The organism is Streptomyces sp. UG1 (genome assembly GCF_049974585.1).
Taxonomy (GTDB): Bacteria; Actinomycetota; Actinomycetes; order Streptomycetales; family Streptomycetaceae; genus Streptomyces.
Map to the genome: position 1 here is coordinate 1 of NZ_JBNGGG010000098.1, position 12,175 is coordinate 12,175.

The following is a 12,175-nucleotide window of genomic DNA, read 5'->3' on the forward strand; positions in this document are numbered from 1 at the left end:
AGCGAAAACCCATCGGCATACGCCCCCGGCGCACCCCCTCACCTTGATCGGCTACACCACGTCAAGGGACGCCATCCAGAGCGGTCTGCGAAGGGAGCCGGAACTGCTGGGGCGGATCACATGGTTGCTGATGGATCTGCATTTCCCGCCGTCGTTCCACGGTGCGTTGCGCGAAGCCGTCGGCTTGGAACGGGAGCCAGCGGAGACCGTTCACCTTTCGACCGTGCGGAAGCAACGTGACCGGCGCATGCGCGAAGTGGTGCTGACCGCTTACGACATGGGCGGATCGGACAGAGGCATCATGGCCAACTGGTCTCCTTTCCTCGGTAGTTGAGTTTCTGGAGGCTCTTCGGCGTGCCGTCCCCGGCCGACGCCTCCTGACGAAGTCGGCCGAGGGGCATCGCGAAGCCGGTGTTCCGGTACCTCGCAGTCGTCACTCCCAGGTCATCTCCCCCATGGCGACCTTCGCACCGATCTCGGCGGCGATGACCATGCCGTAGTCCGGGTAGCGCTTGACGAGCGCCGCGGTCAGCGCGGCGCCGTCGGCAGCCTTGGCCAGTTCCTCCTCGAAAGTGAGCAAGTACTCGCGGGTGGCGGTGATGGCGGAGGAGTCCGCGGGAGTGCTGGGCAGGCGGTGACCGGGCACGACCAGCTTCGGGTCGAGGGCGGCCATCTCGTCCAGCAGCTTGATCCAGGCAGCACGGATCTCCGGGGTCGGAGTGTCCGCGACCCACACATGCTGCTTCTGGAACAGCAGTACCCCGCCGAGGATCGCGCGCTGCTCCGGCTGCCACAGGTAGTGGCGGTCCGGCAGCAGGGCCGATCCGCCCTTGAGTTCGAAGCGGTGCCTTTCCAGGGTGAGACCACGGGTCAGAGGCTTGATCTCCACCAGGCGGGTGGGCAGGTTGGCCCCGAGGTCGGCCCACGTCTTGAGCTTGCTCTCAAAGGTGCGCCGTATGTGCTTGATGACCGGCCGGGTGGCGACGAACTTGGCGTCGGGGAAGGCGTCGGCCAGGGCCTCGGCGCCGAAGTAGTAGTCCGGATCACCGGCGCTGATGAACACGGTGGTCAGCTTCTTGCCCGAGTCCAGCACCTCGCCCACCAGCCGGTACCCGTCGGCCCGGGTGAACCCGGTGTCGACCAGCAGCGCCTCACGCTCACCCGTAACCAGAGTGGCCGTCTTGTTCTTGCTGCCGACCGGGAAGTCCAGGTCGAGGACCTTGAAGTCGAGCTTGCCCCTGGGGTGCTTTTCCTTGTGATGTCCGGCTCCGTGTCCGTCGGCGAGCGGGGTGGCCGACGCGCTGGCCGAGGTGAGGCCCAGGCCGATCGCGGCAGTGGTGAGCGAGCCTGCGGCGAGGAAGTGACGCCTGTTCATGGACATGTCTGTTGTTCCCTGTTGATGTGGGGGGAGGGCGCACGGGAGGAGGTGCCGCGTGTCGCCTCTCAGGTTGTCGCGGTGGTACTGGTGTGCGGTACAGCCACCAGCGCCTCCGAGTGCCCGTACGTCCGGAGGGCGTGGATGATCGCGGTGGCGACGTTCATCGCACGACGACGGTCGGCCCCGGCCGCCTCCGTCGGCCGGGCCAGGAAGGCGCCGGGGAGTGATTCCAGCGACGTGCGGGCGCATTTCTCCGCCGTGCCGGTCGCCGTCCCAGCGACGGTTTCGTCGCTTGGGCCGCTGACATCGGCGGCGGAGGTGGTGAGGAAGACTGTGCCGTTGCCGACGGTGGATCTCACCGTCTTCCCGGCTTGGGTGAGTTCGCCTGTGAGTCGCCGGCCCGACTACGTCATGGCATCGCGGACGAGGGCGGTGTCGTAACCGGCTGCCGTCTCACCCGCCGGGCGGCGGGCACGGTGGCGTCCAGGGCGGCCACCGTCAGCGCGGGATCCGGGGGCAGGGCCGTACGGCCCGAGCGGGTGGCGGCCGTGACCTCGTGGCCGCGGCTGAGCGCTTCCGCCGTGATGCGTGAGCCGATCATGTCGGTGGCGCCGATCAGGAGGAACTTCACAGGTTGCTCCGCTCGACTCGTTGCGGATGCGTGGGCGTGGTCAGCGCTGTTATCCGTGCTGGATCTCGAAGGTGACCTTCGCCTGCTCCACCGTCTCCTGCAGGACGCGCACCTCGCCGGAGGCGTTCTTGTACCTGCCGGTGCCGCCCGTGATGGCGAACCGCTCGTCGAAGACGGGTCCGGAGGCGGAGAGCTTGGCCGTGCCGGCCGTGGTGATCTTGCCGCCGGGCAGCTCGTAGACGAAGGTCAGCAGTTCGGCGGTGCGCGGCTTGGCGTCGGTCGAGACGCCGACGAAGCTGCTGGTGCCGAGCTTGCGGCCGTCGCGGCCGATGAGGTCGCCGGTTCCGATCAGCTGGTCTCCGAGGGCGGAGTCGGCCGGGGCGACGTCGACCATGTTGATCGCGGTGCCCTTCTCGACGGCCTCGATGGTGATCGTGCGGTGCCCGTGCGAGGCGGGGGCGGCGTCCGCCGAAGCGGGCGCCAGGGACAGGCCGAGGGTGAGGGCGCCGGCCGTGGCGGCGGCGACACCGAACGCGGGGAGGGTGCGCTTGCGCATGATCGGGCTCCACATCTGTGGGGGCGTACAGGAGAGTATCTGCCGACGCAGACAATATATCTGCTTGCTCAGATACTGCAACAGCAGGTTCTTCTCACCCGCCAGGTCAACGAGCGCGGCGGGGCCGACTCATGCACAAATGCGAGCTCGCCCGGGGCTTGGCGTCCCGCCCTTGGAGTGTGGTCGTCATGCTGGGGTGCGTGTCCCCTACGGTGTCGGCACGGCCTGAGCCTCGCGCAGCACGTGGCAGGCGGGCTGGGCGTACTCCTCGCCGACGGCCGGATCAGCCGCGTGACCGGCGGTTACGTCGGCGAGAACAAGGAATTCGCCCGCCGATACCTCAGCGGAGAGCTGGAGGTCGAACTCGTTCCGCAGGGCGCCCTGGCCGACAGCCAGGCGTACGCCCTGTCGCAGCCGACCACCGCGCCTGACGCGCCAGCCAGGTCTTCCACGGCACCGCACGCCCCGCCGACGCGGCTTGACGGATCCGCGGCCGCACAAGCGCCTCCTGGCCCCGGCCTACTTCGTGACCTTCACGCTCCCTGATGACGGACATCTCCTCGCCGCCCCTCTCCTCGAAGGCGGCCAGCGCTACCGCCTCGGCAGTGTCCAACACCCGAGCAGCCTCGCATTGCGGGAACCCTTCCGATCCCTCGCTCCCCGAGCTGTTCGGCCGTCGCCGAACCCTCCTCCGTGTGCTCGCAATGGCGCTCTCCGGCCAACACTGCTCCCAGGTCTCGGCTGCTCATCAGACGCCGAGGGGGGCTCCCGGTGATGCCGATCGGGCTGCGTGCCCATGGCGTGCCCCTAAGACCGGTCAACCACGGTCAACAGCGGTGCGCCATCAGGAGGGACACCGCAGGGTGACCCCTGATGGCACGTCAGCTAATTGACTCGAATGGCGAGACGCCTCCTCTGTGACCTGCGCCATTTGCGAGCGTCGGGGTGGTGAAGTCGCGTACGCAGAACGCCAGTTCGCTCAGACGTCCGTGATGCGGCCGCGGAGAGGCGGAGCCGGTCGCAGTCGGCGAGGCCGTGGAGGACTCGTTCGTGGCCTCGCGCGAGTGCCTGTCGACGGGCAGCAGGATCGGGAGAGCTGGACGGGGCGACCACCCCCAGCGACACACCGCTGCCCTTGCCCGCTGCCCAGATCACTGCGAGGCCGTTCGAGCTCTGAGCGGACCCCCGTTCAGGCTCTGAAAGTCCAAGGCCGCGAAGTTAAGCGGGGTCGGCGCTTGTCAACGGTGTCGATTCTGCTGGCGTTGTCGCTTCCGTCGGCCCCGGGAGCAGGGTGTAGACGCCATGTCTGGTCTTGGCAATTCGGCCTGCTCTGGCCCACGTGGCCATCTGGACGCGGAAGCTGGGGATGTTCGTGATGCCGAGAGCCGGGGCGATTTCGCGGGCCGTCCAGGAGTAGCCGGGGGCGGAGCTCATGACGGCCAGGGTGGCCTCGAAGCGGGAGAGGCCCGGTGGAAAGGTCGGGCAGCGTGGTGTTGGCCTTGGTGGCGGAGGACCGGTCGGATCGTCGAGGAGGGTGTAGATCCCTCGCTCCGGTTTGGCGAGCAGTCCGTCCCGGGCCCACTTCGCCAGTAGAACACAGAAGCCGCCCATGTTCTCCGCGCCGACGGCGTGCGCGAGTTCCTCGCGACCCCCCAGTAGCGGCCCGGGTGGGATCGCAAGGCGGCGTAGCGCGGTCGATCAAGGACAACCGGGGTGTCGGTGTGGGCCCGGTCTTCGGCAGTGGATGGCGACGGGAGACGAACGGAGGTGTGGTCGGTGATCGAAGTGGATGCTGATGTCGAAGGACTCGATGCGGGTGTTGGTCTGAGGTCTTGCCTCCTCGGGGTCTGCGTAGGCGTAGCGGGACAGTGGGCACGTGACCTTGCGGGCGCTGATCCGGGCTCGCGGGCGGGCAGCAGGTGGGCCAGGACGGCTGTGCCGATGGCTCCCACCAGATCGCTGCCGGTGTCGGTGTTGCTGGCGCGGATGAGCTGGTCGCGGGCGGTTTCCAGGGCGACGGTGAAGCTGGCCCGGTCGGGGTCGGTTCCGGGCTTGGTCTCGACGGCGTCGACCATCGCGGTGCGCAGGAGCTGGTAGAGGGTCAGCAGGGCCCACATCTCCTGGTCGAGGCCGAAGGGGTCGCCGGAGCGCAGGACGCGTCCGTGCATGAGGGTGTGGCGAAGCGCGTAGTAGGCGGATTCGATCTCCCAGCGTTCGTGGTAGAGGCGGATCAAGGTCTTGGCGGGGTCGAGGTCCGGGTCGAGCAGCGTGGTCAGCAGCCGGTAGCCCTCGCGGAGCGTGTTGCCGTCGGTGAGGGTCACGGTGACGTCGGCCTCGATGGCGCGGACCGGGACGCCGCGCAGACGGGCCAGGTAGGAGCGTCGGGTAGCTGGTCGTGGGTGGGCAGGCGGCGGTGGGAGGCGAGGCGGACCAGGAGCCGGGCGCCGGTGCCGGCGACCTGGGCGAGGAGCTTGGCGTCGTCGAAGTAGCGGCCGGCCAGGACGAGTTGGTCCGGACCGAGCAGGTGCAGCAGGCGGCGGGCGTGGTGGTTCTCGCCGCGGGCCCTGGGGCCGAAGGCGGCGCCGAGCAGTCCGCGGGAGCCGGTCTCGACCAGCGTCATCAGGCACACGACCGGGTAGCCGGTCAGACCGTTCCGGTTGCGCAGCTTGCCCAGCCAGCCGCCGTTGCGTTCCGCGTCGGGGACCTTGATCGAGCTGCATCCGTCGAACGCGACCGTACGCCAGCGTCGGTAGCGCACCCCCGGCGTGATCGGCTGAGCCAGGGGACCGGCGACGACCTCGAACAGCGTCTTCAACGGTGCCGATCCGACGCGGCGCCGAAGATCGCGCAGTGCCTTCTCCGAGGGAGACGGCACCCGAGGCTCGGTCAGGCCGGCCACCAGCTTGTTCCAGACCTTGCGGTAGCCCAGGTCCGGGAACAGGCCGAGCGCGAGCAGGAAATTAGACGCCCACTCGAGAAGGCAGGGCCCGAAACCGCCGTTCGACAGCTCCGGTCTCCGCCAGTACGGCGTCGACGAGTTCGAAGGCAATGTACTTGGTCAACTCACCCAGATGGCCTGGGGCGAAGACGCCCTGACCGACGAGCGAGGGCCTTGCGGACGGGCTGGTGGCAGACTGGCGAAGCATCGGGACAACCACCGATCCCGCCAACCCACTTGACGTGGACTGATCCCACCTGACTTCGCGGCCTTGAGCGTTCACTGAGTGAACGTTGCTCCCGTTTCCTGAATAAACAGTTGGGCCGCAGTGGCCCTGGCGGTCGCAGTGCCCCGGCCCGGGGTAGACGCAGCCCAGAGCTTCGGTGCCGCGCTGGTCGATGATCCGCACTGCGTCGTGGGGGCCTTCACACCCCCAGCCCCACTCGGGGGGGCATTGCTGGGCCCGGCACCAGCGTCTGCCATCGGCGACCGGCCGTCATGGCCAGGTCTGCCGCTCCCGGGACCTGCACCATCATCGGCGATTCCGCAAGCGCGACAGGCGCCATGGAGCCGCTCGCCGCTCGGCACCAGTGCGCTCGACCGGCGACGGCCAGGCTGATCGTGACAGGCGCACAGCGTCGCATCGGAACGCAGCCGGGGCCTGACGTCGGTGGTACCGCGGTACCACAGGCTTCCCGTCATTGACCTCTCGGGTACCAACGTTCCCGGTCCATGGGCTCCTAGCGTGGCTGGCCAGGAAGCCAGGAGGGGGGCGGGCCTCCGGACGTGAGGGAAACGATGACCGAGGCGCGGCGTACGGGATGGGGCGAGACCGGTTTGGACGACACGTCTCGAGTGCCCGCTGCTCCGAGGCCCCTCGCCTCCTTCGTCCGGTTCGTCCTGTACGGCGGCGGTGTCGGGGTCGTCTCCAGCGCCGCCGTACGTCTGGTGGCCGAGGTGCTGCCGTGGGCGGTGGCGAACGCGCTGATCACCGTCGTCTCCACCCTCCTGGGTACGGAACTCCACGCACTGTTCACCTTCAGGACCGGGCGGCGTGCCGGATGGCGCCGACACCTGCAGTCCGCGGGATCGGCCACGGCCGCCTACGCGGTGACCACTGCCGCGGTGCTCATACTCGACGCGGTGAACCCGTCGGCCGGGCTCCTCTGGCAGCAGGTCGTCTACCTCGGCGCCGCCGGGCTCGCCGGGGTCGGACGTTTCCTGGTGCTGCGCCTGGTCGTCTTCGCCGAGGGCCGCGACCGGACCGCGGTGCGGGTGGCGAAGAGCCCGACGTCGTTGGGCAGGTGGGAACGTTCTGACCAGCGGAGGCACTGGTTGCCGGACCGTGCCCCGGAAGCGGGTGAACCGGGCATGCAACCGTGGCGCTGTGTCAGTTTCCCGCCCAGCAGGGCACGTCGGCGTGGGACGCCTTCGATCCCGCCGCGGGCGAGAACAACAACGGTTCGGCCTCGGAACCACGCGGGCCCGTCACCTGCCACAGTCTGAGCGACGGTGGCGGCGGCCCAGCGCGCCGCGTCCCTCTGACGCACCGCGACGCCGAGCCCGAGCAGTACCCGGGCTCGGCGTCGCACATGGTGGTACCGCGGTACCACCGCCTGCCCGTCATTGCTCACCTGGGTACCACCGTTCCCGGCCGCTGGACTCCTAGCGTGACAAGGGATGAAGCCCGGCAGGGATCAGCGGTCGAACGTGAGGTAGGAGCAATGATCGAGGCACGGCAACTGACGAAGCGGTACGGGGAGAAGACGGCGGTCGACCGGCTGGACTTCGTCGTCAAGCCCGGCTCGGTCACCGGCTTCCTGGGACCGAACGGCGCGGGCAAGTCCACCACCATGCGCATGGTCGTCGGACTGGACGCACCGTCCGGCGGCAGCGTGACGGTCAACGGCAAGCACTACCCGAAGCACACCGCGCCGCTGCAGGAGGTCGGCGCGCTGCTGGAGGCCAGGTCGATCCACCCGGGCCGGTCCGCATTCGACCACCTGATGGCGCAGGCCCACACCCATGGCATCCCGCGCCGCCGGGTGCGGGAGGTCATCGAACTGACCGGGCTGGAGTCCGTGGCCAAGAAGCGCGCCGGCGCCTTCTCCTTCGGCATGGGCCAGCGCCTGGGCATCGCCGCGGCGCTGCTGGGCGACCCGGCCACCATCATGCTCGACGAGCCGGTCAACGGGCTGGACCCCGACGGCGTGCTGTGGATGCGCAACCTGCTCACCGGGCTCGCGGCTCAGGGCCGTACCGTCTTCATCTCCTCGCACCTGATGAGTGAGATGGCGCTGGTCGCCGACCACCTGATCATCGTCGGACGCGGACGCCTGCTGGCCGACACCACGGTGCGGGAGCTGGTGCGCAAGCACGGCGGCGACACCGTGACCGTGGCCTGCGACCAGCCGGCCCGCCTGCGCGAGGTACTGGCCGGCCCCGGTGTGGAGATCACGGGCGCGGTCGGCTCCGAAGAACTGCACGTGGTCGGCCTCTCCGCGCGTGACATCGGCCTCCAGGCCGCCGAGTACGGCATCCCCCTGTTCGAGCTGAGCTCCCGGACCGTCTCCCTGGAGGAGGCGTTCATGGAACTGACCCACGACTCCGTCGAGTACCACGGCGCCGGCGCCGCAAAGAGCGCCGGGAGGGCGGCATGACGACGCCGGCCGAGACCCACAGCTCCGCATCCGTGCCCGCGCAGGACGCGCGTCCGCGCTACAAGGTCACCGGAATCCGGGTCCTGCGCTCCGAATGGTCCAAACTGTGGTCCCTGCGTTCCACCTGGATCACTCTGGGACTGGGCCTGCTGTTCCTGATCGCCTTCGGCGCCATGTCCGCCTCGAGGTTCCAGTCCGAAACCGCCTCCGGCGGGGACATGGACGGGCCCTTCGACGGGGAGGCCACCGCGCTCAGCCTCGCCCTCTTCGGCATCCTGTTCGCGCAGATGGCCTTCGGCGTCCTGGGCGTGCTGAGCACCGCCGGTGAGTACTCCACCGGCATGATCCGCTCCACGCTTGCCGCGGTCCCGCGCCGCCTGCCGGTGCTGTGGGCGAAGTCGGTGGTGTTCGGCCTGGTCACCCTGGCCGTCGCCACAGCCGGTGTCTTCGTCGCGTTCCCGATCGCCGGCAGCCTGGTGGCCGACACGTCCGCGGCGCTGTCGCTCTCCGACTCCGGCGTCGTACGCAGCCTGCTGGGCGCGGCCCTCTACCTGAGTCTGGTCAGCGTGATCGGCACTGCTCTGGGCGCGCTGTTCCGCTCAGCCGCCGGCGGTATCGCGGTCCTGGTCGGCTCCCTGATGCTGGTGCCCAATCTGACCTCGCTGCTGCCCTCCTCGTGGCAGGACGACATCGACAGATACCTGCCCAGCAACGCGGGCGAGGCGATGTACTCGCTGACCCACGACGCGACGAGCCTGTCACCGACCGCCGGGCTCCTGGTCCTGCTCGGCTGGACCGCGCTCGCACTGGCGGGCGCCGCCTACCGTATGGTGCGCACCGACGCCTGACGCCGCTCCCTTCCTTTCGGGCGGTGCGGTGTCCGGCCAGGTCCGACACCGCGCCGCCCGGCCAGTCTGAGCCAGATGGACAGGTGACACCCATGAGCCCCGACGACACCACCAGCACGGGGGCACCCCCCCAGCCGCCGTCCACCGGGACGGAGTCCCTGTGGGACCACCCGCTGACCAGGCGGGCGGCCCGCAACCTGGACGAGTACGCCCACGCGGCTCTGCGCGCGGGAGCCAGCGGGTTCCTCCTCAAGGACGCCCGCCCGGATGAGCTTCTGGCCGGAATCCGCGCGGTCGCCGGAGGCGACGCCGTCATCGCCCCGGCACTCACCCGCCGCCTGCTGGACGCCTACGCCCACCACCTGCCGCAGGCGCCCGACCGGAGGCCGGAGGACGACCCCAGGGTGCGCGCTCTGACCGAACGCGAACACGAGATCCTGGTCGCCATCGGCCAGGGCTGGACCAACGGCGAGATAGCCGACCGCCTGGTCCTGTCGGAATCCACCGTGAAGACCTACGTCGGCCGCGTCCTGGCCAAGCTGCGGGTTCGCGACCGCGTCCAGGCCGTCATTCTCGCCTACGACCTCGGACTCGCCCGCCCCAACGCACCCGAATGACCCCGGCGAGCAGCCTGACCATCCCGTCCATCACCAGGACTGGATGAGGACCTCACGGAAGGGGGATGGCGACCACCTTGAATTCGGCCGCCGGGTTGCCGACGTTGGAGAAGTTTTCGCCGAAGTTTGCGTCGACCACGTAGAGGCGGCAGCCGAACGCCTTGGCCGCGGTCGGCCATGCGGCGCCCGGCACCTCGGTCGTGCCGAGGATCCGTCCGGCGGTCAGCGACCGCGAGAGCTTGATCTCGACCACGCCCTTGGGGTTGGCCACATACAGGGTCCGCCCGATCAACTGCAGACTGTCAGCCCCGTCCCACGTACCGTGGAGGGTGATCCGTCGAGCGTCGGCCACCCCGGCGGTGCCGGTCGGCACGCGGTAGAGAGCCGAACCCCCCTCGGCGGTCTCGGACTGGGCCACGATCAGGTGCCTGCCATCGGGCGTGGCGTCGATGCCGTTGGCGTTGAAACCGGCGCTGGTGGGGGCCCAGTCGCCACCCAGCACCACCTTCTCGGGCGAGCCGATCTTTCCGTTGGCCCCGATCGGCACCCGGATGAGGGCCGGGCCGCGGCTGTCGGTGAACCAGGCGGCGTCGCGGGTCACGGTCACGTCGTTGAGGTATGCGGCGTCGGGGACGGTGACGTCGGCCAGCAGTGCGCCGGACTTCGTGTCGTACACGCGGAAACTGGTGACGGTGCCGGGGACGAAGGCGCCGCCACCGCCGGCCACCCACAGTCGGCCGAAGCGGTCGATGTTCATGCCGACCGCTATCCGGTGCGGGCCGGGCGACGGGGCGAACTGCCTGACCACCCCGGTCTTCAAGTCGAAGCGCTTGATGGAGCCGTCGACCAGTGAACCGGTGTAGGCCACACCCTTGTCGATGGCGATGCCCTCGGGGGAGAACCCGTTTGGCAGCCGCACCACCTGGGGGGACGGCTTGGCGGAGTCCACGGCGGGGACTGGCCTGGCCGCGCCTGCTGCGTGGAGCGGCCCGGCCGATGCCGGAACTGCGGACAGACCGGCGATCACCAGCGCGGTCAGGAAGGGGGTCAGGACTCGTGGCATGGAACTCCTCCGTATGCGTCCCATGGAGTTGCTCTGCGAGCCGGACGGCTCGGTGTGCGATGTCGCGGCACGCACACCGCGACGGCTGGTCTGGTTGGTCATCACAGCTCTCCGTAAGGTGTCAGGCGGCCCGATAGGGCCGGGGGTGGCTGATGGTGTTCTGCCGGTCGTCGCTCACGTGGCGCGCGACGAGTGGCCGTCCGGCTCTCCGGGGCACCCGAGCGCCGGGGCCCTGCCGGGTCAGCCCATGAAGTCGGTGGACCGGTGTGGCTGCGACTACTTCCCGGCAGCGCCCAGAGGAAGGATCGTGCGGAAGGTGAAGACCGCGGCAACTGCCACCACGACGTGCATGACGAGCAGCGCCACCACGCCGACCGCGTCGGCGTGCGGTGTGTAGTCGCTGACGAGCATGGCGAGGTCGGGAATGAAGGAGACAACGACCACGGCGGGGACGAGCTTGCGCAGCAGCGACTCAGGGTCCTTCGAACTTCGCCGGACGATGCTCCAGCCGATGGCGCCGATGACCAGGCCCATCACGGTGAAGAAGATGAACGCGGCTGCCTGGAGCGGCTGGAAGTCGTCGGAGGCACCGGCGGCGCGAGCGACGGCGGCGATGGCTGCTTCGACAATCGAGGACGCCACGGCGGCGGCGAGCAGGCCGCCCATGACGACAAGAGGGCCGGGCCGGCGCAAGGCGAGTGAGACGGAGGTCAGTTCGGGCATCAGTGCTCCAGATGGCAGGATTTTGCGGTGAGAAGAGGTGAATCACCGGTCGGGCGCGGTGTGCCGCCACACACGGCATCACTGACGTGTGTGGCGGCACGGTCTCTGCCACCGCCTGCGCGGACGCATCCGACTCCCGTATCTCCTCTCGGCCCGGCCGCAGCCGGCGCCGAGATCGGCGGCAGCGAGGTCAGCACCGTGTCCTGCAGGATCGTCTCGCGGGTTTCCGGATGGGCGATGATCGGCACGGTCGGGGGCAGCAACGCGTCGCCGTGCGCGTGGGTGGTGACAGCCGCCAGCAGCGGTGCCCCACTTGAGGCCTCGTCGACAGCAGTGAGGAATGCACGGGTGCGCTGAGCGGTCGCGCAGGTGTCGATCGGGACACCGCCGTCCTGGCCCAGGACGGCGCCGGCGTTGTTCAGCCACCAGGTGCCGTCGGGCCGGACCCAGGCGTGCACGCCGGGCACGGTCTCCACCAGGTGCGCGTCCCGGTCGCCGGACCGGCTTGGGGGCTTGGGCACGGAGTCGGACGCAGCGGGCGGTTGGTGTTGCGTGGGCAAGGCTGGTCCTCCTGTCAGGGGCATACCTGGTGGTGGGCGCGGTCAGGCCAGTTGGTCGCGGAGCCACTGCAGGCTCCAGGGGATGATCTCCTGGGCCTTCTGCATGGCGCAGTGGGTGGCGTTGGGGACGAGCCGGACGACGGTGTTCGGGCGGGACTCCAGCGGCCTGGAGTCGTCGGCGGGGACGTGCTGGTCCTGGTC

The 12,175-nt window shown here is 69.5% G+C and carries 14 protein-coding genes and 2 pseudogenes; 6 read left to right on the top strand and 10 right to left on the bottom strand.

Going from position 1 to position 12,175, the window contains the following annotated elements:
- Window positions 1–73: 73 nt before the first annotated feature.
- A pseudogene (locus ACP4J3_RS49905) lies at window positions 74–277 on the top strand (phosphorothioated DNA-binding restriction endonuclease); the annotation flags it as partial.
- A 156-nt stretch (window positions 278–433) separates the two neighbouring features.
- Here the strand turns inward: ACP4J3_RS49905 and ACP4J3_RS49910 are convergent.
- From ACP4J3_RS49910 to ACP4J3_RS49925, 4 genes are all read right to left on the bottom strand, one after another.
- Window positions 434–1,381 carry an MBL fold metallo-hydrolase gene (locus tag ACP4J3_RS49910; RefSeq protein WP_426544804.1) on the bottom strand — a complete coding sequence of 316 codons (948 nt, stop codon included), beginning with the start codon at window positions 1,379–1,381 and terminating at the stop codon, window positions 434–436.
- 62 nt (window positions 1,382–1,443) lie between these two features.
- Window positions 1,444–1,737, bottom strand: coding sequence for a hypothetical protein (locus tag ACP4J3_RS49915; protein ID WP_426544806.1), 294 nt, complete (start codon window positions 1,735–1,737; stop codon window positions 1,444–1,446).
- A gap of 50 nt (window positions 1,738–1,787) precedes the next feature.
- Complete coding sequence (locus tag ACP4J3_RS49920; RefSeq protein WP_426544808.1) at window positions 1,788–2,009, bottom strand: hypothetical protein; 222 nt, start codon at window positions 2,007–2,009, stop codon at window positions 1,788–1,790.
- Window positions 2,010–2,058: 49 nt separating this feature from the next.
- Entirely contained in the window at window positions 2,059–2,565 is a 507-nt protein-coding gene (locus tag ACP4J3_RS49925; protein ID WP_426544810.1) for an allene oxide cyclase barrel-like domain-containing protein, read from the bottom strand.
- 252 nt (window positions 2,566–2,817) lie between these two features.
- Between ACP4J3_RS49925 and ACP4J3_RS49930 the strand changes: the two are divergent.
- A pseudogene (locus tag ACP4J3_RS49930) lies at window positions 2,818–2,953 on the top strand (CoA-transferase); the annotation flags it as partial.
- Between the two features lie 1,042 nt (window positions 2,954–3,995).
- Here ACP4J3_RS49930 and ACP4J3_RS49935 read toward each other — a convergent pair.
- The 3 genes from ACP4J3_RS49935 to ACP4J3_RS49945 are packed head-to-tail and all read right to left on the bottom strand — an operon-like array spanning window position 3,996 to window position 5,711.
- Entirely contained in the window at window positions 3,996–4,886 is an 891-nt protein-coding gene (locus tag ACP4J3_RS49935) for a hypothetical protein (RefSeq protein WP_426544812.1), read from the bottom strand.
- Window positions 4,883–5,614, bottom strand: coding sequence for a transposase domain-containing protein (locus ACP4J3_RS49940; protein ID WP_426544814.1), 732 nt, complete (start codon window positions 5,612–5,614; stop codon window positions 4,883–4,885). The genes ACP4J3_RS49935 and ACP4J3_RS49940 overlap by 4 nt, the downstream gene beginning before the upstream one ends.
- On the bottom strand, window positions 5,526–5,711 hold the full coding sequence (locus ACP4J3_RS49945; RefSeq protein ID WP_426544816.1) for a transposase domain-containing protein: 186 nt from the start codon (window positions 5,709–5,711) through the stop codon (window positions 5,526–5,528). Before ACP4J3_RS49945 ends, ACP4J3_RS49940 begins: the two co-directional genes overlap by 89 nt.
- 647 nt (window positions 5,712–6,358) lie before the next feature.
- On the opposite strand from ACP4J3_RS49945, the gene ACP4J3_RS49950 reads away from it, so the two are divergent.
- The 4 genes from ACP4J3_RS49950 (at window position 6,359) to ACP4J3_RS49965 (ending at window position 9,628) form a co-directional block, all read left to right on the top strand.
- On the top strand, window positions 6,359–7,009 hold the full coding sequence (locus tag ACP4J3_RS49950) for a hypothetical protein (RefSeq protein WP_426544818.1): 651 nt from the start codon (window positions 6,359–6,361) through the stop codon (window positions 7,007–7,009).
- A 218-nt stretch (window positions 7,010–7,227) separates the two neighbouring features.
- Complete coding sequence (locus ACP4J3_RS49955; RefSeq protein WP_426544820.1) at window positions 7,228–8,163, top strand: ATP-binding cassette domain-containing protein; 936 nt, start codon at window positions 7,228–7,230, stop codon at window positions 8,161–8,163.
- Window positions 8,160–9,011, top strand: coding sequence for an ABC transporter permease (locus tag ACP4J3_RS49960; RefSeq protein WP_426544822.1), 852 nt, complete (start codon window positions 8,160–8,162; stop codon window positions 9,009–9,011). Before ACP4J3_RS49955 ends, ACP4J3_RS49960 begins: the two co-directional genes overlap by 4 nt.
- Before the next feature lie 92 nt (window positions 9,012–9,103).
- Window positions 9,104–9,628, top strand: coding sequence for a LuxR C-terminal-related transcriptional regulator (locus ACP4J3_RS49965; protein ID WP_426544824.1), 525 nt, complete (start codon window positions 9,104–9,106; stop codon window positions 9,626–9,628).
- 52 nt (window positions 9,629–9,680) lie between these two features.
- Here the strand turns inward: ACP4J3_RS49965 and ACP4J3_RS49970 are convergent, their stop codons facing one another.
- From ACP4J3_RS49970 to ACP4J3_RS49980, 3 genes are all read right to left on the bottom strand, one after another.
- A complete protein-coding gene (locus ACP4J3_RS49970; RefSeq protein ID WP_426544826.1) occupies window positions 9,681–10,691 on the bottom strand; it encodes an SMP-30/gluconolactonase/LRE family protein in 1,011 nt (336 codons plus the stop codon).
- A 276-nt stretch (window positions 10,692–10,967) separates the two neighbouring features.
- Window positions 10,968–11,414: a DUF6069 family protein gene (locus ACP4J3_RS49975; protein ID WP_426544828.1), complete on the bottom strand. Its 447-nt coding sequence runs from the start codon at window positions 11,412–11,414 to the stop codon at window positions 10,968–10,970.
- On the bottom strand, window positions 11,414–11,974 hold the full coding sequence (locus ACP4J3_RS49980; protein WP_426544830.1) for a hypothetical protein: 561 nt from the start codon (window positions 11,972–11,974) through the stop codon (window positions 11,414–11,416). The genes ACP4J3_RS49975 and ACP4J3_RS49980 overlap by 1 nt, the downstream gene beginning before the upstream one ends.
- Window positions 11,975–12,175 lie beyond the last annotated feature (201 nt).